This window comes from Paenibacillus sp. VMFN-D1 (assembly GCF_003386155.1).
Taxonomy (GTDB): domain Bacteria; phylum Bacillota; class Bacilli; order Paenibacillales; family Paenibacillaceae; genus Paenibacillus_AQ; species Paenibacillus_AQ favisporus.
This window is the reverse complement of the sequence record NZ_QRDU01000001.1, coordinates 1,417,801-1,437,169: the sequence shown is the minus strand read 5'-3', so window position 1 is coordinate 1,437,169 and position 19,369 is coordinate 1,417,801. Positions and strand designations below refer to the sequence as shown.

The 19,369-nt window shown below is 46.3% G+C and carries 20 protein-coding genes and 1 pseudogene; 5 read left to right on the top strand and 16 right to left on the bottom strand.

The genetic code is table 11. The features are described from left to right. Positions 1 to 105 precede the first annotated feature (105 nt). Both C7820_RS06750 and C7820_RS06745 read right to left on the bottom strand, forming a co-directional pair. Positions 106 to 2,619 (bottom strand): winged helix-turn-helix domain-containing protein, encoded by a 2,514-nt coding sequence (locus tag C7820_RS06750; RefSeq protein WP_258875141.1) that lies wholly within the window; start codon positions 2,617 to 2,619, stop codon positions 106 to 108. A 343-nt stretch (positions 2,620 to 2,962) separates the two neighbouring features. Next, positions 2,963 to 3,847 carry an AraC family transcriptional regulator gene (locus C7820_RS06745; RefSeq protein WP_116230285.1) on the bottom strand — a complete coding sequence of 295 codons (885 nt, stop codon included), beginning with the start codon at positions 3,845 to 3,847 and terminating at the stop codon, positions 2,963 to 2,965. A 164-nt stretch (positions 3,848 to 4,011) separates the two neighbouring features. Here C7820_RS06745 and C7820_RS06740 point away from each other — a divergent pair, with 164 nt between their 5' ends. Beyond that, positions 4,012 to 4,764, top strand: a complete 753-nt coding sequence (locus tag C7820_RS06740) for an SDR family oxidoreductase (protein WP_116231662.1) — start codon at positions 4,012 to 4,014, stop codon at positions 4,762 to 4,764. A 240-nt stretch (positions 4,765 to 5,004) separates the two neighbouring features. Here the strand turns inward: C7820_RS06740 and C7820_RS06735 are convergent, their stop codons facing one another. After that, positions 5,005 to 5,241, bottom strand: a complete 237-nt coding sequence (locus C7820_RS06735) for a TetR family transcriptional regulator C-terminal domain-containing protein (protein WP_258875140.1) — start codon at positions 5,239 to 5,241, stop codon at positions 5,005 to 5,007. Between the two features lie 222 nt (positions 5,242 to 5,463). On the opposite strand from C7820_RS06735, the gene C7820_RS06730 reads away from it, so the two are divergent. Beyond that, a complete protein-coding gene (locus tag C7820_RS06730) occupies positions 5,464 to 6,198 on the top strand; it encodes a DUF4241 domain-containing protein (RefSeq protein WP_181908952.1) in 735 nt (244 codons plus the stop codon). 294 nt (positions 6,199 to 6,492) lie between these two features. Here the strand turns inward: C7820_RS06730 and C7820_RS06725 are convergent, their stop codons facing one another. The 6 genes from C7820_RS06725 to C7820_RS06700 all read right to left on the bottom strand — a co-directional run bounded on the left by C7820_RS06725 (position 6,493) and on the right by C7820_RS06700 (position 11,975). Continuing rightward, on the bottom strand, positions 6,493 to 7,704 hold the full coding sequence (locus C7820_RS06725) for an MFS transporter (protein WP_116230283.1): 1,212 nt from the start codon (positions 7,702 to 7,704) through the stop codon (positions 6,493 to 6,495). A gap of 161 nt (positions 7,705 to 7,865) precedes the next feature. Continuing rightward, positions 7,866 to 8,963: an L-dopachrome tautomerase-related protein gene (locus tag C7820_RS06720; protein ID WP_116230282.1), complete on the bottom strand. Its 1,098-nt coding sequence runs from the start codon at positions 8,961 to 8,963 to the stop codon at positions 7,866 to 7,868. 136 nt (positions 8,964 to 9,099) lie between these two features. Then, positions 9,100 to 9,588, bottom strand: a complete 489-nt coding sequence (locus C7820_RS06715) for a GNAT family N-acetyltransferase (RefSeq protein WP_116230281.1) — start codon at positions 9,586 to 9,588, stop codon at positions 9,100 to 9,102. Next, a complete protein-coding gene (locus C7820_RS06710) occupies positions 9,585 to 10,775 on the bottom strand; it encodes a winged helix-turn-helix domain-containing protein (RefSeq protein ID WP_116230280.1) in 1,191 nt (396 codons plus the stop codon). Before C7820_RS06710 ends, C7820_RS06715 begins: the two co-directional genes overlap by 4 nt. Then, positions 10,772 to 10,960, bottom strand: a complete 189-nt coding sequence (locus C7820_RS06705; protein ID WP_116230279.1) for a hypothetical protein — start codon at positions 10,958 to 10,960, stop codon at positions 10,772 to 10,774. The genes C7820_RS06710 and C7820_RS06705 overlap by 4 nt, the downstream gene beginning before the upstream one ends. Positions 10,961 to 11,138: 178 nt before the next feature. Next, on the bottom strand, positions 11,139 to 11,975 hold the full coding sequence (locus C7820_RS06700) for a phytanoyl-CoA dioxygenase family protein (protein WP_116230278.1): 837 nt from the start codon (positions 11,973 to 11,975) through the stop codon (positions 11,139 to 11,141). A gap of 151 nt (positions 11,976 to 12,126) precedes the next feature. Here C7820_RS06700 and C7820_RS06695 point away from each other — a divergent pair, with 151 nt between their 5' ends. Then, positions 12,127 to 13,002, top strand: coding sequence for an AraC family transcriptional regulator (locus C7820_RS06695; RefSeq protein ID WP_181908951.1), 876 nt, complete (start codon positions 12,127 to 12,129; stop codon positions 13,000 to 13,002). A gap of 60 nt (positions 13,003 to 13,062) precedes the next feature. Here C7820_RS06695 and C7820_RS06690 read toward each other — a convergent pair whose 3' ends face one another. Next, complete coding sequence (locus C7820_RS06690; protein ID WP_147306257.1) at positions 13,063 to 13,932, bottom strand: chemotaxis protein; 870 nt, start codon at positions 13,930 to 13,932, stop codon at positions 13,063 to 13,065. A gap of 261 nt (positions 13,933 to 14,193) precedes the next feature. Between C7820_RS06690 and C7820_RS06685 the strand changes: the two genes are divergently transcribed. Further along, entirely contained in the window at positions 14,194 to 15,129 is a 936-nt protein-coding gene (locus tag C7820_RS06685) for a S66 peptidase family protein (protein WP_116230275.1), read from the top strand. 137 nt (positions 15,130 to 15,266) lie between these two features. Here the strand turns inward: C7820_RS06685 and C7820_RS06680 are convergent, their stop codons facing one another. Together C7820_RS06680 and C7820_RS06675 are read right to left on the bottom strand one after the other, a co-directional pair. Continuing rightward, complete coding sequence (locus C7820_RS06680) at positions 15,267 to 15,755, bottom strand: AAA family ATPase (protein WP_116230274.1); 489 nt, start codon at positions 15,753 to 15,755, stop codon at positions 15,267 to 15,269. 30 nt (positions 15,756 to 15,785) lie between these two features. Then, positions 15,786 to 16,001: a helix-turn-helix domain-containing protein gene (locus C7820_RS06675; RefSeq protein WP_116230273.1), complete on the bottom strand. Its 216-nt coding sequence runs from the start codon at positions 15,999 to 16,001 to the stop codon at positions 15,786 to 15,788. Between the two features lie 437 nt (positions 16,002 to 16,438). Here C7820_RS06675 and C7820_RS06670 point away from each other — a divergent pair, with 437 nt between their 5' ends. Then, positions 16,439 to 16,984, top strand: coding sequence for a GNAT family N-acetyltransferase (locus C7820_RS06670; protein WP_116230272.1), 546 nt, complete (start codon positions 16,439 to 16,441; stop codon positions 16,982 to 16,984). Here the strand turns inward: C7820_RS06670 and C7820_RS33780 are convergent. From C7820_RS33780 to C7820_RS06650, 4 genes and pseudogenes are all read right to left on the bottom strand, one after another. Then, positions 16,977 to 17,261: pseudogene (locus C7820_RS33780) on the bottom strand (hypothetical protein); the annotation flags it as partial. The gene C7820_RS06670 and the pseudogene C7820_RS33780 overlap by 8 nt on opposite strands. Before the next feature lie 2 nt (positions 17,262 to 17,263). After that, positions 17,264 to 17,593, bottom strand: coding sequence for a helix-turn-helix domain-containing protein (locus C7820_RS06660; RefSeq protein WP_116230271.1), 330 nt, complete (start codon positions 17,591 to 17,593; stop codon positions 17,264 to 17,266). Positions 17,594 to 17,734: 141 nt separating this feature from the next. Beyond that, positions 17,735 to 18,202 (bottom strand): NUDIX hydrolase, encoded by a 468-nt coding sequence (locus tag C7820_RS06655; RefSeq protein ID WP_116230270.1) that lies wholly within the window; start codon positions 18,200 to 18,202, stop codon positions 17,735 to 17,737. 117 nt (positions 18,203 to 18,319) lie between these two features. After that, positions 18,320 to 19,321 (bottom strand): NADP-dependent oxidoreductase, encoded by a 1,002-nt coding sequence (locus C7820_RS06650; RefSeq protein ID WP_116230269.1) that lies wholly within the window; start codon positions 19,319 to 19,321, stop codon positions 18,320 to 18,322. Between the last annotated feature and the right edge of the window lie 48 nt (positions 19,322 to 19,369).

Genomic DNA, 19,369 nt, shown 5'->3' with positions numbered 1-19,369 from the left:
TCAATCAATAGTCTTTCAAAAGAAATTATAAAAGATCCTTTTGGCTATTGAATCTAACCGCGGTTATAGCCTTGGTTATAGAAGATTAGATCGAATTTGGAAGGATCAGCGGTCACCCCGCAGCTCTCGTCCGCGCTTTATCGCCTCCAAGCGGTTTTTCGCCTGCAGCTTACTATAAATGCGGTTAATATGCGCTTTAAGGGTGCCCATGCTGATTTCGAGCGTTGCTGCGATCGCCGCATTGTCCATGCCCACTTCCATGTGGCGGAAAATCGCATACTCCTTAGGCGTCAGAAGCGTCTCCAGAGCGGCTGGCGGGATATTCAGCGGATCGGCCGTTCCGCCGTAACAGGCCAAAATTTTGCGGACGTAAGTGAGAGAGGGCGCATTGCGGTCTCGGATATTCCCTTTTTGGCGCTGCCGCACGTATTCCGCGAGCAGCTCCGCGACAGGTTTGCCCTTGTCGACGAACACGCGGACGTAGTCGTCCGGCTCAGCGTACCCTAACGCCTCTTCCAGCTTGAGCAGAGCCTCCTCCGTCTTGTCCCCGCGCTGGAGCATCATCGCTTGCAGAATCTGCAGATCCAGTGCATCCATCGGACGATGGCCCTTGACCGCGATGGAAAACAGCTTTTCCGACAACTCCCACGCCTCTTGCCGCTCACCCGTCTCCATCAACACCCGGACGAGGAAGACGTAAACGAACAGCTGATACACGGACACCGGATCGTCCGCGGAGAGCTTGTACCGTTCCTTCCACCGGACGGCCTCCGTAAGGTCCCCCTGTTGAAGCCGCAGAGCGGCCATCTCCGCTTCGAGGAGAATCGGCGCCGCATCGGCTTCCTCCTTTTGCGCTCTCGCGCAAGCCTCCTCCAGCCACTTCTCCGCCAGGGCGACGTCTTGCTTCGCTCTTCCGATCCGCGACAGGAATAGGCTTGCGGGGACATACGCTTTTTCCGGCTGATAGGCTTTATGGCTGCTGCCCGCGAGTCCTTGCTTCAAATAGTTCTCCGCCTGCTCCAACTCGTTCCGTTCGTACAGCAGTTCCCCATAGCAAATCACCGTCAAGTCCTGCAAGCCTATCCGGCCCATGAATTCGATCATGCTCGCGAAAAAGTCGTCTGACAGGCCCCTGGGCAGATGCTTGCCCCGTTTGCCGTTATACGAGCGGAAAACCGATGGAGCCAGCGGCATATAGGGAGACGCGAAAATTAAATCCGTTCCTTCGGGACTATGTCGGAGCGACAAACGGATATACTCCAGCGCTCGGATCATGTCCATGTCATACTGGGTCGCCTTGAAATTACGAACGTAATACAGGTAACCCAGATAACGGTTCTTTTCCTCCTCTTCCCACATGGACGAGGTTTCCTCATAATACTGCTCGGCCAGCAGCAAATACCGGTTCGCCTTCTCAACATCGTGGGACCATAACAGCGAGAAAATATACGAAAAGAACAGGTAGGGGCGCTGGATCAACATCTGCTCGGGAATCGCTTGCAACCAGGACCGGATTGCGTGGAACTCCCGCCGGATCATGACGCTGCGCATCCTTTCCAGCAAGCGCATGGCTTCCTCATACCGCTGTCCGGCCAAATAATATCCGACCGCTTCCTCAAGCATCTCCTGTCCCTCGCACCATTCGGCGGCGGCTTGGAACAAGGCGTTCGTTCTGACGGGATCTTGGAGCTCTAGCCGATTCCGCAAAAACTCTCCGAACAAGTGGTGGAACCGGTACCATTCCCTACGGTCGTCCAGCGGGACCAGAAACAGACCGACGTCCACCAACTCAGCGAGCTTCACCGAGCCGTTACCTCCGCCAACCTTTTCGCACAGAGGACTGTTCATGCGCTCCAGAACCGACACATCCAGCAAGAATCGCTGGGTCCGCTCGTCCAAAGCTTCGAACACTTCCTCCAGCAAATACTGTTCCAAGCTCTCTCCTTCCGGAGAATGGCGCCTCTTCCCGGCATCTGATCGGCCTCCATAACGCCAAGATAACGAAATTAACTTCAAGCCGGTCACCCATCCCTCCGTCTCGGCGAGGTAACGTTCGATCTCCTCCCTTCGCAGCTCCCGCCCGGAAGAGATCCGGAAGAAATCCATTGTCTCCCGCAAATCGAATCGCATCGGATCGGCATCGATTTCATGGATCCAGCCACGGCTCCGCCATCTCGCCTTGACAATACTGGCTGAGGCACGGCTTGCGAATAGAAGATATACGGAAGGAGGTAAATATTCCAGGAAGAATGAAACGGATTCGGCGATTTCCGGTTCCACGATCAGGTGCCAATCATCCCAGATTAACGCGAGCGAATTCTGCAGGCGGTTCAATTCGTTCAGTAACTTCACGAGAAACGGTTCAGCCTGCCCGGGATTTAGCGCGTCAGCCGCATCATGGACTGAGCTCGGCAGCTCTCCGATCGCCCGCTCGATAGAAGTCGTGACATATCGCCAAAACCGGACCAGATCGTTATCCTTTTCGTCCAGCGACAGCCATCCGACGGGAACGTTCGATTGACCTGCCCATTCGCTAACCAAGCTCGTTTTGCCGTACCCCGCCGGAGCGGTCAGAAATGTCGCCTTCCCAGTCATGCCTTCATTCAATCGCTCGATCAAGTGTGGGCGTGACACGTATTGGACAGGAAGGTGAGGAATTCGTAATTTTGATAAAAGAATCTCAGGGTTGTTGATATTCCAATCGCTCGTCATCGTCTGGTCCTTTCCCAAGTGAAGGATTCGTTTTCATATTCATGCTTTTTATTTTAACATGTCGAACCGGGAGAAAGATGCATAATAGCGGCTTCACGGGATCTTGAGTATACTATGAACCACTTAAATACGGATTTGCTCCAGAAGCGAAGCAGACTATGGTATCTAAAATACCGAGCCGCCAAAAAAGCCGCATCAATGCGGCTGTTAAGTGTGTATGTTCTTGTCGTCTTGGATTAGCAGATATCCTCTACAAGGAAAATTCACGTAAATCATGAATATCCCTTATCGGGGGACGTCCAAATAAGCGGACGTACTCTCGATTAAATTGTGAAGGACTTTCATACCCAACTCGAAATCCCGCGTTAGCTGCATCCAGGTTTTCCGTTAGCAGCAGTTGTCTTGCTGTTTGCAAGCGAATGATCTTTTGATATTGAAGCGGACTCATGGCCGTTACTTTCTTGAAATGTCTATGCAAGCTCCTCGGACTCATCTTGACCGTCTTAGCCAGCTCTTCAATGATTAGAGGCTCAGAATAATGATTTCTGATCCATTGGATGGCTTCAGATATACATTGAGCATAGCTTCCGATCACGGCATATTGCTTCAGCAGCTCTCCCTTCTCGCCTTGAAGGACCCTGTAAAATATTTCCTTAATGATCAAGGGAGCCAGCACCTCAATATCAGATGGGGTCTCCAGAAGTTCTACAAGGCGTAGAACCGCTTTGAGCAAGTCCGAGGTAGGCGGATTGAGTAGGATTCCTCGTTCAGTCGTCATCTTCTTCGAAGGACTGGATGTTTTCGATATATCGAGAAGAAGATTCGGATCAAAGGTCAGTTGTAAACTTAGGTACGGATAGCTTGGCGATGCTTGAGTAATTTGTCCGATCACAGGCAGATGTACCGGAGAGACCAAATAGCCCCCTGGGCCCACATCATATCTTTCCTCAGCTAAGTCCACCGTTTTAGAACCTTGAACAACGATGTAAAGGGAAGGATGGCTGTTGCTGTACACTGGTCCTGACTGCTGAGATTGACGTCTGAAATAAAGCTCAGGAATTGCCATGCTGTGCACGCCATCCATCGGTGTAAGACGATCTATGTACTGGACTAACTCGGAAATGAGCTCTTTCAAGTTTATGCACCAACCTCTTTTATTCAAAAATCAGTTAGACCCATTATACTTCTCTGGCGGGATTAGGCAAGGAACGGGCATGAATGGTCTACCGGTTGAACCCCCGCTTTTCTTAAAATGAAATGTGTACGAGACATATATTATAGAAGAAAGAAGTGGTGAGTGTGTCCGGAATACAAGATAAAGTCATTGTAATAACAGGCGCAAGTGGCGGGATCGGTGAAGCAACTGCAATGCTGCTTGCCGAGAGAGGAGCCCAAGTCGTACTTGGCGCGCGGCGATCGGATCAGCTTGAAGCTATAGCTAACCGGATTGAGAAGTCTGGCGGTAAGGCAGCTTATCTCGTTACTGACGTGAAGCGGTCCGAAGACCTTTCAAACCTTGTCCAATTGGCAAGCGAGAAATTCGGCAAGCTTGATGTTCTTATCAACAATGCGGGATTCATGCCCATGTCTCCCTTTGACGATCTGCGGGTCGAGGAATGGGAAGACATGATCGACATTAACATTAAAGGAGTTTTATATGGGATAGCTGCGGCACTACCCACCTTTCGGAATCAGGGCTCAGGACATTTTATTAACATTGCTTCCACGGCAGCCTATCGCATTTTGCCGAATATGTCGGTTTATGCAGGGACAAAACTTGCCGTTCGTGCGATCTCAGAAGGTCTGCGTCAAGAAGCCGGCGATAAGCTTCGCGTAACGATTGTTTCACCCGGATTCACAGTCACACCTGGCTCCATGCAATCGGATGCTCTGGATGCTATAAGGGACCCAGAGATGAAAGCCAAACTCGAAGCTTATCAGAATATTGGGTTATCCCCCTACTCGATCGCTAAAGCTATTGCGTTTGCAATTGAGCAGCCCCATGACGTGGATGTCAGTGAAATCGTGGTCCGTCCGACAGCGCAAGGATAGGAAACGAATAATGCTGATTAAAAACATCAGAAGCCACCATTTATCGTTACCTTAAAATTGTCCAAAAGTAAAGAATAGTTTTAGAACACATACTTAAGTCAGGTATTCAGCTACCAGTAAAAGGACGTACCACTGCACTGCGTTGCGGTTTCGGTACGCCCTTCTTTATAACAGCTTATTTAGCAATTCTTCTTTCCCAGAACAGCAGCCGGTCCCAATGCAATGTGCCAGAACACCAGATTAACGTGTCTTTAAGCAGCACTGCTGCAAATAGGACAAGAAGATTGTTATATTTGTTAACATTTGCTTGTTATCTCCATCCAGCTTGCTGAGCAAAATCCCTCCCTCCAACAAGGAAAATGCAAATGATGCTAGCGCATCAACATCCAGATCCTCTCTAAACTCCCCAGCTTGAATGCCGTCACGAATGATACTTTTCATCATATCAAAGAAAGTATGCAAAAATGGATAACACATATCAAATACGTTTAACCATATAAAGCCGCAGCAACGCAGCTTTTAAGCGGTTAAACCTCGATCTTCAACATGAGAATGTTTAGCGTTTAGTTCATTAGGCAGTTGATTCAAGTCAGGTTGCTGTTCTAACATAGGGTGGATGCCACTTTGGTGTTAGTGCCTGTCACTCAACACCCTCAACACGCACTACTTTTACAAGCCTATATCCGGAGGTAAATGCCCATGATCCCAACAAGTGAATGGCTGTCCCAGTGGGAGCAGCAGCGTGACAAATTGAAATGCCCTGTAGACTTGAATGATTATTTTATTTTGCCTGAGCTAGCAGGCAAGCAGCTGGCAGTTATAGATTTTGGTCCCACCTCCATTCCTACCGGCCAAATTCTTGTCCGCGACCCGCTGTGTTATTTGGGGAGTATAAAGGAGCAGCCTTATTTCCAAAGGGCGTCCGTTGGAACGTACTCAGCCGAAGCCTGTGTCGTGAAGCCGGACGAGGATGGTGACTGTGCCCGCTATGCCGCCGTTCGTCTGCGATTTTCAGATGTTCCTGCCGTCCGGTTCGAGGAAGCTCTGATTGGACATGAAGATATTTTAGGGATGGGGGACGGAGAGTTTTTTGGCTTCAATGTAGATGCGGGTCTGGCATGCATTTGCGATAAGCAGGCGCATCACGCTTTTTGCGACTTTGCTAGTCGGTGGCATCAAGAACATCCTGATGGCAATCTTTACGATGATTATTTTGCAGCCCTGTTTGCCGAGAGTTATCGCGAAAATCCGCAGTATCAGCGCAATGGTGGCGATTGGCTAAACTGGAAAATTCCCGACACCGAGTACCATATCCCCATGTTCCAATCCGGATTTGGCGATGGCGCCTATCCGGTTTATTGGGGCTACGATCAAGCAGGTGAAATCTGCCAAATCGTCGTTCAGTTTATTGACATTCAATTGGCATATACGTAAGTCAGATCAAAGGAGAACGACCGTCATAGGCGTTCTCCTCCTCGTCACACTGGAACTTTTATTGCCTATCTTGCTAACTGCTGGGCGTAACCTTCACCGAGGCCCCACCACCAAAAATTCCGGATGACGAGCTTCGATATATTCATCACAACAGTGAATACTCATCTCATAGCTCGATTAAACAAAAATGACCCACAAAAGAGGGTCCTTTTTCAAAGTGGCCATCATATGGGTCGAAATTCAGACTCTTCAATAAGGTGATTTTCACCAATATTACTGATATCTGCTGTTCTATTATTCTTTATGACAATGTCTGGATTTTACTGTAGTTATAGAAATAAGACCACTTAACATGAATATAACAACAGTAACCGCGAAAAGAAACAGGAACATAGGTGTGAAACCCAATAATTGAGCAATACCGCCGCCGACTATCGTGCCAAGTACCTCAGAGCCAAAATGTAATGTCATAAAGAATGCAAACACTCTAGCGATCAATTGGTCGGGTGTCTTTGATTGAATGACACTTTGAACATAGGCAAAGGCTCCAATCGAGATGCATCCGTCTACGACGACCAAGGCAAGCATAATGACAAAATTGCTTACCAGCATATAACCTATCCAAGCAAACGGAACCACGCATACGAAGATCATAAACCTGCCGATTGAGACCCTGTCTCCCCACTTAACAAGGATGAAGCCGCTCAGAACGTTACCCAGGAGAAACGCAGATATGACCGTTCCGTACCCTTCTGATCCGATATGAAACTGGGACTCCAGAAACGGTAAAAAAACAACTGAAATTCCTTGCCCTGAGAACGTAATTGCTCCATACACGATCAGCAGAAATAAAATATCGCTTCGGGATTTGATAAAGCTCCATGCAGTTTCAGTTACAAGTTGTGCATTTGCGCCGTCTACAAAAGTACTATCGATTAATTCGGATGTTGAACGGTCAATGGGACGCACAAAGGCAAAACCGATGGCAGCTAGGAGAAAACTTAAGCTATCAAGCACAAACCCGGCAAACGTACCGAGCCATAGAATGACTAGTCCGCCGACTATTGGAAAGACTAGGTCAATCACGCCTCCGAGAGAGGTGCGAATCCCGTTTGCTTTGGTTACAAGCTCAGTCCCTACTACACGCGGAAGCCATACACCTTTAAACGCATTACCAAATACACCTGCAAGCGCTAACATCAAATTAAGTAAAAATATCGCCCACGTTGCTTCCATGACAGGGTATAGCAGGGTGAGTATCCCGCAGACCACATGGACTACTATCATACCCAGTCGAGGGTTTACCTTCTCGGCCCAACGACCGGCGTAATTCGAAAATACAAAACCCGGAATTGAATTGAACAAAAATTGCAATGCAGTTATAAAGATCGAGTTTGTTAAATTAAATGTGAATACCGCAACAGTGATAGTTCTAAAATGGTTGTCTGCTTGAGAAACGATTTCAGCTAAGGTAAGCAACCAAAAGTTTTTATTCGAGTGCAACATCCCTGTTTATTCCCCCCAAGAATGATTTGCTAGTTCTTGGGGGAAGATGCAATTCCAATCCACATATGTACCACCCCTCCTTACTCCTCACATACATTGGTATGATTTTACAATGAGGTTATGCTGTGAGTAAAGCCAGTCTTTTGCTCGTTTACGATGACTTATGAAAAGGTAGGAGCAGGGAATTCATCAATTCTCAACCGAAGTAAACTATATGGTTTTTCCCGCAGGTCTCTCCCATAATGAAATCTCGCCTGCCGATGTAATTGATTCACAATGACATATAAGTATTGATCAGGGCCAATCGAAAAAGTATCCGGCCATAAAATTCTCGGATCATGCGCGATGGTTTCCATTACGCCATTTGGCAATATTTCCCGGATGCTATTATTTTCGTAGTCTCCTGCATAGACGGTTCCTTTTGAGCCAGTGATCATTCCGTCAGACGCACCCTTTTCCCCCCAATACTGCACATATTGAGATAAATTCATCTCCTGTATGCTTCTGTCTCTTAGGGCTTCTGTTGAGATCGAGAACAGTTGACGGCTGGTTAGCGGAGCATAAAATAAAACCTTACCATCCAGAGAAATCGCTAAACTATCGGAAGCCATTCTAAAAGGGGAAGTGGAGCCGTCCGGGTTTCGATTCATCAAAATTCTGCCTTCTACTTTGGGTAAAAAATGAGAATCAGGTGAAGTTGATACTGCCCCATTTAACCGTCTAAAAGCGTTCCCATTTTCTAAATCCACGACGATAATAGCCCCTGGACCTCTGGAAGAAGAATCTGTTATATATGCATAGCCTGCTCTTCCTACCCGAAAATCCAAACGGACGTCATTCAGATAAGTTGTTGGCAAAACAACGTCTTCAGTAAAGGTATATACTCTCCTTATTGTGTTCGTGCTTAAATCAACAGCAACTAATTTTGCTCCTCCTTGAATCGGTTCAGAAAAATTTGGTGCCCCGGTATCCAGTACCCAAAGTGTTCCTCTTCCGTCAGCAACGATGCTTTGGACACTGACGAAAGACATCGTAATATTCGCCGTATTAACCAAATTGGTTTCTATATTGGGATAAGGCTGCAACTGCCCCTTTACAATTTCCGCCACAGTAAATTGGACATCGTCTCCCCATTTCGGAAAGCATACAAAAATACGACCGGTTTCCGAAACGCTGACACCAGTAGGCATAGCCCCATAAAAAGCATGCACTAGCTCAAACTGCCCAAAATACTTTTCCATAGGTAACATAGGTTGCATGATATCCTCCTCAACAAATCTAAACGGATATCACCTATATATGATGAAAATTTGATGTAGTGCCTGGTTCTTGTTAAATTTATCTTTCAATGTTCATTGAGCTAACGTTCCCGTTAGCTGAGAAATATTGAGATTGCTACTCTGCCTTAGAAGGCAGCTTAAAAACATATTCTTCGACTTCTTCAGCACGTGCATTGGAAAACCCCTTGTCTTCACCACAAATCTTAAATCCGCATTTTTCCAATACCCGAATAGAAGCTGTATTATCTTTGGCTGAACGAGCAAATAAGGGACGAATGTTTACATAGTCAAGAAGTTGAGAAAGTGATCTAGTCGCAATACCTCTTCCCCAATACTCTCGTCCGATCCAGTAGCTGACTTCTCGTTCACCGAACTGTTCAAAGCTCGATACATGCCCCGCCACTTGATCGTTAAAAAGCACGGTCTTTTTTATAATCCGGTCGTCGTCTAATATCTTGTGCCAGTGGGACATAAAGGCGGTGTTGTCCGTTGGATCTTTGGCAGTAAAGGCAGCCATATGGTTGGCAATCTTGTCCAATTGCTGCTCAAAAAATATCGGCAAGTCATCTGAATTCACGTCTCGCAATATCACTTCGTTATTCATATTTCCACCTCACTAATCGTCCCGCATCCGTTGAATAATGCGAAATGTTGAAAACAATGGTTTAATGCTGTTCGCAACTGCTTTGTCGGCTGTATGCCGTTCTCGTACCATATATTTTTAACGACGAGTGTCCCGGTTTTTCGCTCCGCGATGACTTCGGCTCGTCCGATTAGGCTTTCTCCGTATAATAGAGGCAGCACATAATAACCGAATTTCCGTTTGACTGCGGGCGTGTAAATCTCCCAGGTGTAATCGAAGCCAAACAATTCGCTGATCAGCTTTCGGTCCCAAATCAAATTGTCCAGCGGGGCAATCAGCTCGCAGCGAAATTTCGGTTCCGGATTTTGCAGGACGGCTTCAATGAGCGGCAAGTCCTCTGCGCGGCAGTACAGCGTATCCTTCAATTGCTCTACAGCAATAGCAACAATGCGAGCTTCGTCCAACAACTGGCGGAATACCTCGTTACGCTGCGCCGCTTTCATTCCCCATATGTTCAGCCAAGCATCGGATGCCCGATTCCATAACAGGCCAACAGCACCGATCCGGCGCAGTACCCGCCACTTGTGATGATCAAGTTCGGCCTTCAGCGGCTCCGGCGCATTCAGCAGATTTGGCGGTATGTATTTCTCGGCGATATCGTAATATTTACGTGTTCCTTTTTTGTGATGGATAATCAACTCGCCTGTCGAGTACATCTGTTCCAGCACCGACCGGGAAGTATTGTTTCCGCTGCTCCAGTGGATAGCCGATTGCCACGAGAAATTTCCATCCAATTGTAAATCATCCGAGCTTAGCGCACCGTGATTGTGGATGTGAACCCGCACTTGCTCTGTCAACTCTTCCATTCCGGGGTAGCGCTTGGCATGTTGTCGGGCGGCCTGCCTGTACCGTTCAAAATAAGGCCAGTCCTCGAGAGGTATAATCGCCAGATTCTTGTCAGGATAATCGATCAGGAATCTATCTTTATACAGCAGCTCGTCGAGCATGTTCTTGGTAAATCCTTTGATTCGCGACTGCAGCACCAATTCGGCGTTTTTTCCGCAAACATCGATGGGATCGTATTGAATACAGCCGACCTGCCGTACAAACTCCAATACTCCCTCCTTTCCAGCCAATTGATATTCACCTAAGAGCCCGTGCTTCAATAACAGAAATTGTCTTGCCTGGCGGTTTGTCAATTCGATCATGAACGCATCGACTCCTTAACGAAACATTTGGGAGCCGCTTGCACAAGATGACGGATGGCGGAGTTACTTATCTCAATATAGTCATTATTTACTTCTTGCCATAATGGCGAAATCCATTCGGGAACTTCGTCTGCAATCCTCTTTCCTAATACCGAAAATGGCTCTTTCTCAACGATTCCAACCACGCCTATTTCCCCCTATCTGTGGAAAACGCAAAAACAAACACATGTTCCCATACATTTTACCATTATCTAGAGAATAAATACAAGAAAGATTGTAAAATAACTCCCGCCTGATCGGATCTTCCAAGAAAAAAGGCACCCGATTTCGAGTGCCCCTTCAACCTCTATCACCAATCCTTCATCATCTGTTGGCGGTTGATGAATAGACGACCGGGAAATGATCGCCCATCAGAATGTCCCCTTTGTTAACCGTGACATATGACAGCATCGGATGGCTGCCGTCCGGTTCGTAACGGGTATGTCCCGGCATGTAGTGAACGGCGATTGCCCGCCGTTTGCGCTCCGAACGGTTGTGGGGACTTCCGTGCCAAGTGAGGCAGTGGTGGTAGCCAACCTGCCCCTTATTGATTTCAAACGGTACCGCTTCCACTTTTGCTTCCTTCGGCAGCAGCTCCGGCTGACGATGGTAAGGCATGAAATCGGGCGTGTTCGCCAAATATTGTTGATGATTCCCCCACTTATGGCTGCCGGGCACCATCCACATGCAGCCGTTCTCGATGACCGCATCGTCGAGCGCGACCCAAGCGCTGACCAAATCCGCGGGCTGAATGATCGGCCATAGCGGGTGGTCCTGGTGCCAGTGTGTCGGACCGCCGGAGACGGGCGGTTTGTATTGGATTTGATCATGCCATATCCGCAGCGTATCGGTGCCGCACAGCTGGGCGATCTCCTCACAAATGACCGGGTGAGCGGCGTGCTGAAAGAAAGCGTCGCTGGCCATCCAAATGTTGACGATTTGCACTACTTTCTCACTGACCGTCATTTTCATCCCCTCATGAAGGGAATCGCTGCTTTCCGCGAGCATGTTTCGGTTCAGTACCGGTTTATTCACCGACTTCCCTTCCATGACTAAATCAAGCTCCTCGCGCAGTCGCTCCACTTCCTCGTCGTTTAAGACAATGCCGCCCTTCACAAAACCGTTTTTCTCGAATTCGGCCAATTGATTTGCATTCAGCAACTTACCTCACGCTCCCGCCCGTTTTATAATGATGGATGTAAACGCCTTCTATAAGATTTATCATAGATGGTATGCTCATTATTGTATTTTCCGAAATCCATCATCTTTTTGGGTATTTTCAAGTTTAAGCTTCAGACGGAGGAGATTGGTCATGTATACCGGTACATTAGACATGATTACGCCAACGGTCAATTTTTCTGCCAGGGCAACGGCGGATGCGGGAACGGACTGGGGGTACCGGAAGATCCCCGACAATCAGCTTTTCTATGTCGTGTCCGGCTGCGCAGAGCTCGAGATTGGAGGACAAAAAGTAGCCATTCGGCCGGGAGAATGCGTTTGTTACGGTCCGGAATGCCAAACGAAGCTGACGGCTATTCGAACGACTGATTATATCAGCGTTCATTTCCATTGGCACGCCTCTTCTCCTTTGCCCGTCCATCCCGGACTCCAAATCAAATATGGCGATCCGGGTTCGATCAGTGCCCCGCAACTGTCCGTTTTTCATATACCGTCTTACGGAGAAGTCAAGATTCCAACCCTGCTAACGATTGCCGGACTTGAACCGATCCTGTCTAAAATGGTTAATGAATACGAATCCGAGCTACCGGGATATACGCTGACATTGCGTTCGCTTATGATGCAGGCGATTACCCTGATCTGTCGGCAGCTGCTCGGGAACGACCACGTACAAGGTTCGAGGAACAAGATCGAACCGGCCATTCAAGCGATGCAGGATGAGCCCGGCATAAACTGGTCGGTTGCCGCACTTGCCAGCTTGTGCGGCTATCATCCGGTACATTTCACCAAGCTGTTCAAACATGAAATGGGGGTGACACCGAAGCATTTTATTATCAGAGAAAGGATCAAACGGGCGAAGCTCGCGCTTCTGCAGGGCGAGAAGCTGGAATTGATCGCGGAAAGATTCGGTTTTAAGAGCCTTCACTATTTCAGTTATCAATTCAAGCAGGAGACAGGTCTCACGCCGACGGAATTCAGAATGAACGGTCGGACCGGCGTAGATGGATAGCGCCTTTGGCTATCGTTGGAATAGCTTAGCCGTTCATCATTACAGGCTGCCGGCGCTGGCTTAACGAATCGATTGTCGGGTTGTTTGGTCGTAAAGGTCCGCAAGCGATTTGGCAATCCGCTCGATGACCGTCTTAGAACGGTAATACCCGCCGTGTGAATTAAGTGGGGTGCTGGCCAGAAAACCCGGGTTTCTGACCTCCACATCTTCTGTCACGGCCGCATCATACTCCGCGCTTAGATGCTTGAGCGGATAGGCGATCACATCATCTTTATCGTAGAAATTAACCCATTCGCCGTATGGGAGCCCTTCGGCCAAAAGAGCAGGCGAAGGAAACGATATCGGCTTGCCAAAGTCGTTATACCGCATCGTCCAGACCGCGATCGGGCTGCCCATTGTGTAAAAATGTGTTAGCGTATCACCACGAACGAGTGCAGAAGGGTTCTCACTTATTGATGCAAGCTTGCCGCTTGGCAGCCTGCCGTTTTGCAGGTCGTATATGAAGTTACTCGCGATGATCGTACCAAGACTGTGGCTTATGATGCACAGCGGGGCGCTGGGTCCTGTGCACTGCGCGAGCTCCTGCAGCTTTTCATAAAATCGTTCGTGAATTGCGGTGTAGATGTAGTTCCTATCATCGTCACCTGCTTTGTGGGGCAGCGGTTGATAGGCAATCGCGTCACCTAGAAAGCTGATCGCGTACCCCCGAGCATCGATCCACTTGTTCCAGTGCAAATGGTCAGGTGCAAGCTTTTCCTTGAGCTCATCTTCAAGCCGGTCCGTGATGTCCGCCCAATAAATCCCCTTGCTGACCAGCTCTACCGCTGGACATATTTCACTTAACCGCTTGCTAATAAGCCCTGCCATCGCCTCATGAAAATGTTCTTTTTGCTTTCCAATGCCGTGTACAAACCCTACCGCGATTTTCATCGAGTTCCCCACCACCTTCATCGCAGATCAACTTCCATATCATTCTAATTATAAGGGAAAGCATAGACGCCGTTCCAACAAAGAACAGGTGCTGCCTCTGAATTATGGCGTGTGCCCGAGGAGCATGGCCGAAAATGATAAAAGAGGGTTTCTTCGTTCATTCAAGCTCCTTTTTAGTACTGTGCTTGGGATTTTGCCAATATACTCTAAAGATATGATATGACAATGGCTTCTTCTATTTTCAGGAAGGAAGATCAGCACATGCCGATAAGTCCGCCAATGTTGCAGAGGGGCGATACCGTTGGAGTCGTTACTTTGGGGAGTCCGCTCGCTGCAGACGTAATTAATGCACGGATCGAAATTTTGAGAGCAATGGGATTCAACGTTGTATTGGGTCAATATGTATATGCACAAAACGGGTTTCTTGCCGGCACAGACGAGCAGCGGGCTTCTGATTTGATGATGATGTTTCAAGACGAGCGGGTTAAAATGATCCTACCCACCAGAGGCGGTACAGGAGTGGCGGGGATTCTTCCTTACCTTGATTATACGGTGATCCGCAATAACCCAAAAATTGTGACAGGTTACAGCGATATAACGGTACTATTAAACGTAATGCATCAATATGTAGATTTAATAACATTCCATAGTCTGCTGCTTATTGACTTCAAACCCGATACGCCCGCTTATAATTTCGATCAGTTTTTCTCTGCGACATCCGTGTATTCATCAACCCGGACCATCTTCAATCCGCCTGGGATGCCGCAGATCAGCCGTGTTCCGGGCAACGTTACTGGGCAGCTTGTTGGCGGTAATCTGACATCCTTTGTCGATACGTTGGGTACGCCTTTCGAAATCGATACAAAGGGTAAAATTCTTGTTCTAGAAGAAACTCATGAACCTACCAATACCGTCTACAGGTACTTGAATCATTTGAAGCTTGCCGGAAAATTCCGTGACTGCATCGGCATTATTATGGGAGAGTGCTCAGGCTGCCAGGCAGCTTATGGCAAATCCTATGAGGATATAATCAACGAATTTGTTGTACCTCTCGGTAAGCCGCTGATAACGAACCTTGCCACAGGTCATGGCTTTTATAAAGCTGCTTTGCCGATTGGCGCAACCATCAATCTCGATTCAGTCAATAATAGAATAACTATAGTTGAACCTACCATCAGCGTTATGCAATCGTTGTGACCAGTTAACAGCTCGTCTTTATGATGCTAATATTCTCTGTTACCTCAGTGGATGGGACAGTTCGTATCCAGGTGCGACGGTGTATTGGGCTAAGGCAATCCGTAAGTGTCAATAATTTACTCTCATCGGCGATTATTTTATTTGATTTGACGGATGATCTCGTCAACGACATGCTCGATCGGCGCGGTGTCGTCAATTATCATTCCGTTTTTCGGAATGTCTTCTTTCGTTTGGTGCAAACGCGCAATGAGTTTCCGTTCTGATGGCTTTCCACCCCACTCATTCTCCGGTCGCTCATCAAGCCGCCGGTTCAATGTGTCAAGGTCGACGTCAAGGACAAACACGCCGTCAAATAGATCTATGAATTTCGAAAAGTTCCTAGAACCACCGCAGAAAAATGTTACCGCCTCATCCTGATTGGCGACCAGAGCTTTTACTTTATCGACATGCCAAATGTGGTTCTCATGCATGATACCATCCGTCCGTATCCCCGTTTCCGGATCGCCTTGATAAGCCAATTCACGGTCACCGTGAATGGCATGGTAGCCGCGTCGCTGCAATTCTTTGCAGACCGAAGTTTTGCCGGTACCAGAGACGCCTTCAATCAGATAATTCCTAATGCCCATGGCTAGACCCTCCCCATCTCCTTTTACTTCTTATTCGTTCGGAATTAATTCATACAAATCACGAACATCACAGCCGAGTGAATCGGCGATCGATATGGCGACTTTGAGTGGCATCACTCTTTTGTTATCAATAAAGTCATAAACCCGTTCCGGTTTAAAAAGCAAGTCTTTTGCCAGCCATTCCACTGACTTACTGGATTCCATCAATCGTTCATTCAGCAAGCAACGTCCAAGTTCAAATTTCAATTAGCGATGACCTCCTGCGCAAGAAAATAGTTATTTAACATTACTTAAGCGTTGTCCATTGCCAGCAAGAGTATACTTTATAATGGGGGTTATAACGATAAGATTCCACATGCGTCTGTCCAATTGGTTGGGCGAGTTCCATCGCCGGGCTATCGTCCGTTAGTTTAATCTGTAAAGCAGTGCTATTTTATTCAAAGGCTCTTCTCGTAAGGATTGTTTCTTTTAATTATAACAAGGAGTAATTTACTTTTTATGGTATTATCTAAAGAGAGACTTATTCAGCTACTATGAAAAGTAACTCTATTTTTCATTCTCTGTGGTGCAGCACTGAATTTGTGCTGCATGGATGGCTTACGGGCAGTAATGTTGAATAAGATAGGGTCTAATTATCCTTGAATAAAATATTTTCAAAACATCCTAAAAGGAAGTGTGTAATATTGGGTAGTGAAAGTAAACTCATTATTTCTCCATTAAATAATGACTTAATAGAGGATATCAATATGACAAATGATTATTTTAAGTTATTTGGTAGAGTTGTCCCCAGTTTACAATCAGGAAGGTGGTCTTATAAAGAAGTTCTTTTTGATGAAACTAGAGAAACACGTTTTCCCGATGACAAACTTGATTGGAGCCAATATATAAACCGAGAGGATAAAACTTTGTTTTTAGCTTATATGAATAATACTTGCATAGGACAAATTAGAATAATTAAGGATTGGAATCGCTTCTGTTATATTGAAAACATTGCTACTAAAAAAGATTATAGAGGCAGCGGAGTCGGGAAGTTGCTCTTAAATAAAGCAGAAGAGTGGGCAAAACAAAGAAAACTTATAGGAATGTCCTTGGAAGCACAAGATGATAATCTTGGTGCATGCAGATTTTATGTGAAACAAGGATTTATACTAGGTGGAGTTGACACACTAAAGCAGTCATATAATCCTAATATTGAAACCACTTTATACTGGTATAAGTTATTCAAGTAACGGGGGCTTTAGCGGAATAAGTAATACAGTCGTTCCAACATAGGAATGGCTGTTTTTTATACCTCACGTAAGAATTGACGGTGATGCTATTTGAATTTTGGCAAGCAATGAGGAGATTTGGTTTATCTGCTCCTTTTCAGCCAACTTCTTACTTTGCTGAAGGGAAGCTGAACCAGTAAAGATAATTATCCAGGTACTTTGTGGCCACTCTTTGGAACCTCTCCATCCAGCCTTTTAAACGTTTATGATAGTTATTGACGTTTTGCAAATGGTAGATTTTCACTCCGAGACGAGTTCCCGGATTCCCCGGATGATCTGCTCCCGTGCCTTAAGCTTGTCCTTGAGCCGGCCAATTTCGGCCTCTGCATCTTCTGACCTGCCTGTTCCTTTGAACTCAAATCCGGTAATAATCCAATCGGTGGACACCTTGTACAGGTCGGCTAGCCTAGACAGCGATACCAGATCCGGTTCGGTTTTTGCGGTTTCATACGCGCTCAAGGTTTTATTGTTGATCTGTGTCAAACGATATACTTCCATTTGCGTTAGTTTACGGTTAATACGGGCGTTGCGCAAACGTACGGAGATATCCTCCAATTGTGTCTTTGCCATGCATCGGCCACTCCTCCATAGAAATTCTATAGACTGTATCGTCTATAGATAGAACGCACGAAAATCGAAAAAGTCCCATGGCAGGCTGCTATTTAATGAAATTAGTCCCGACCCTGATTTTTTTGCTCGGATCGCCCTACTTTAACCAATAATCGGTAGCTGTTTATTCGATAATAGATCATCAATAAGCATCTTATGTTCGGTGAATATGTTCTGTGGTAACTCTTTGAGAGAATAAAATTTATTTTGAATCGACTCCTTGTTACTTTCAACTAACTTGCCACTATACTGATCACAAACAAATGATATAAGGACTAGTGATACTTGGTCGCCATTAGAAAATGTTTTGTCATACTGTGGGCCAGAATAGATCCCGAATAACTTAAGTTCTTCTAATGTAAGTCCCGTCTCTTCGTAAACTTCTCTTCTTGCTGTATCTTGAACGCTCTCTCCTAAATCCATAAACCCGCCAGGAAAACCCCATTGACCATGATCTGAACGTTTCTGCATCAGGACTCGGTTTTCTTTGTCAAAAACAATTGCACCAGCAACAACCATAATAACCTTCTCGTTCCCTACCATTGACCTTAAATGTTGTATATAATCCATCTACACCCTCCACTTTACTAGCCAAATCATAACAATAGTTTATGCTTAATGGGTTAGACGTGGAATGGATTTTTGTAACTCGTGCATGGATATTTATTGTTCACGTGTCGTCTTACTTTACTTAATTCTAATGACTACTTTTCCCTTAGCCCTTCCGCTTTCCAGGTAATGAAAGGCTTGCTCGGCATCTTTCAAAAGATACACCTTATCAATAATCGGCTTAATGAGTCCGCCTTCAATATACCCCTTTATAACCTTTAATTGTTCTCCGCTCGGTTTCATAAAAAGGAAGTGATACGTCGTTTGGCTCTTTTTCTCTTTGGCTTTGATCTTACGGCTCGCGATAGACAAAATGGTTGTTTTCACCCAACCCAGTTTCGCCTCTCTTCCAAATCTGGCGTTCGGCATGCCGGAAATGGATACAATTTGTCCGCCTGGTTTCAGTATGCGGAATGATTTGTCCAAAGCTTCTCCACCTAAAGTATCAAAAACAGCGTCATATCCGTTAAGAATTTCTTCAAAATTCTCTTTTTTATAATTTATAATTCGATCGGCCCCCAACGATTTGACCAACTCATAGCCTTTTTCACTTGCAGTTGTAGCAACAAATGCACCCATCAGCTTGGCCAATTGGATGGCGAAGGTTCCTACACCCCCCGAACCTGCGTGAATCAAGATTTTTTGGCCTTTTTGGAGATTTAAGATATCAACAAATGCTTGGTAAGTCGTAAGTCCAATCAGCGGTATCGATGCCGCCTCTTCAAAGGTGAGATTCTCCGGCTTCAGACAAATATCTTCCTCATGAACAGCAATAAACTCCGCTAATGTTCCGATCCGGTTCTTGCGTGGTCTTCCGTAAACTTCATCTCCAGGTTTAAATGCATTGACCCGGCTGCCCACCTTGACTACAACTCCTGAAAAATCATTCCCCAAAATTAGAGGAAACTTGTAATTCAATAATAATTTCATTTTCCCTTCCTTAATTTTATAGTCAATAGGATTTAAGCTGGCTGCATGAATTTCCACCAGTACATCATGTTCTCCGATATTCGGCATAGGTTGTTCAGTCATGACTAATGGAACATTTTTTCCGTACTTGTTAATGGTCATAGCTTTCATTTCAAATCACTCCTAATAATATGATTATTGGTTTAAACAATTAAACCA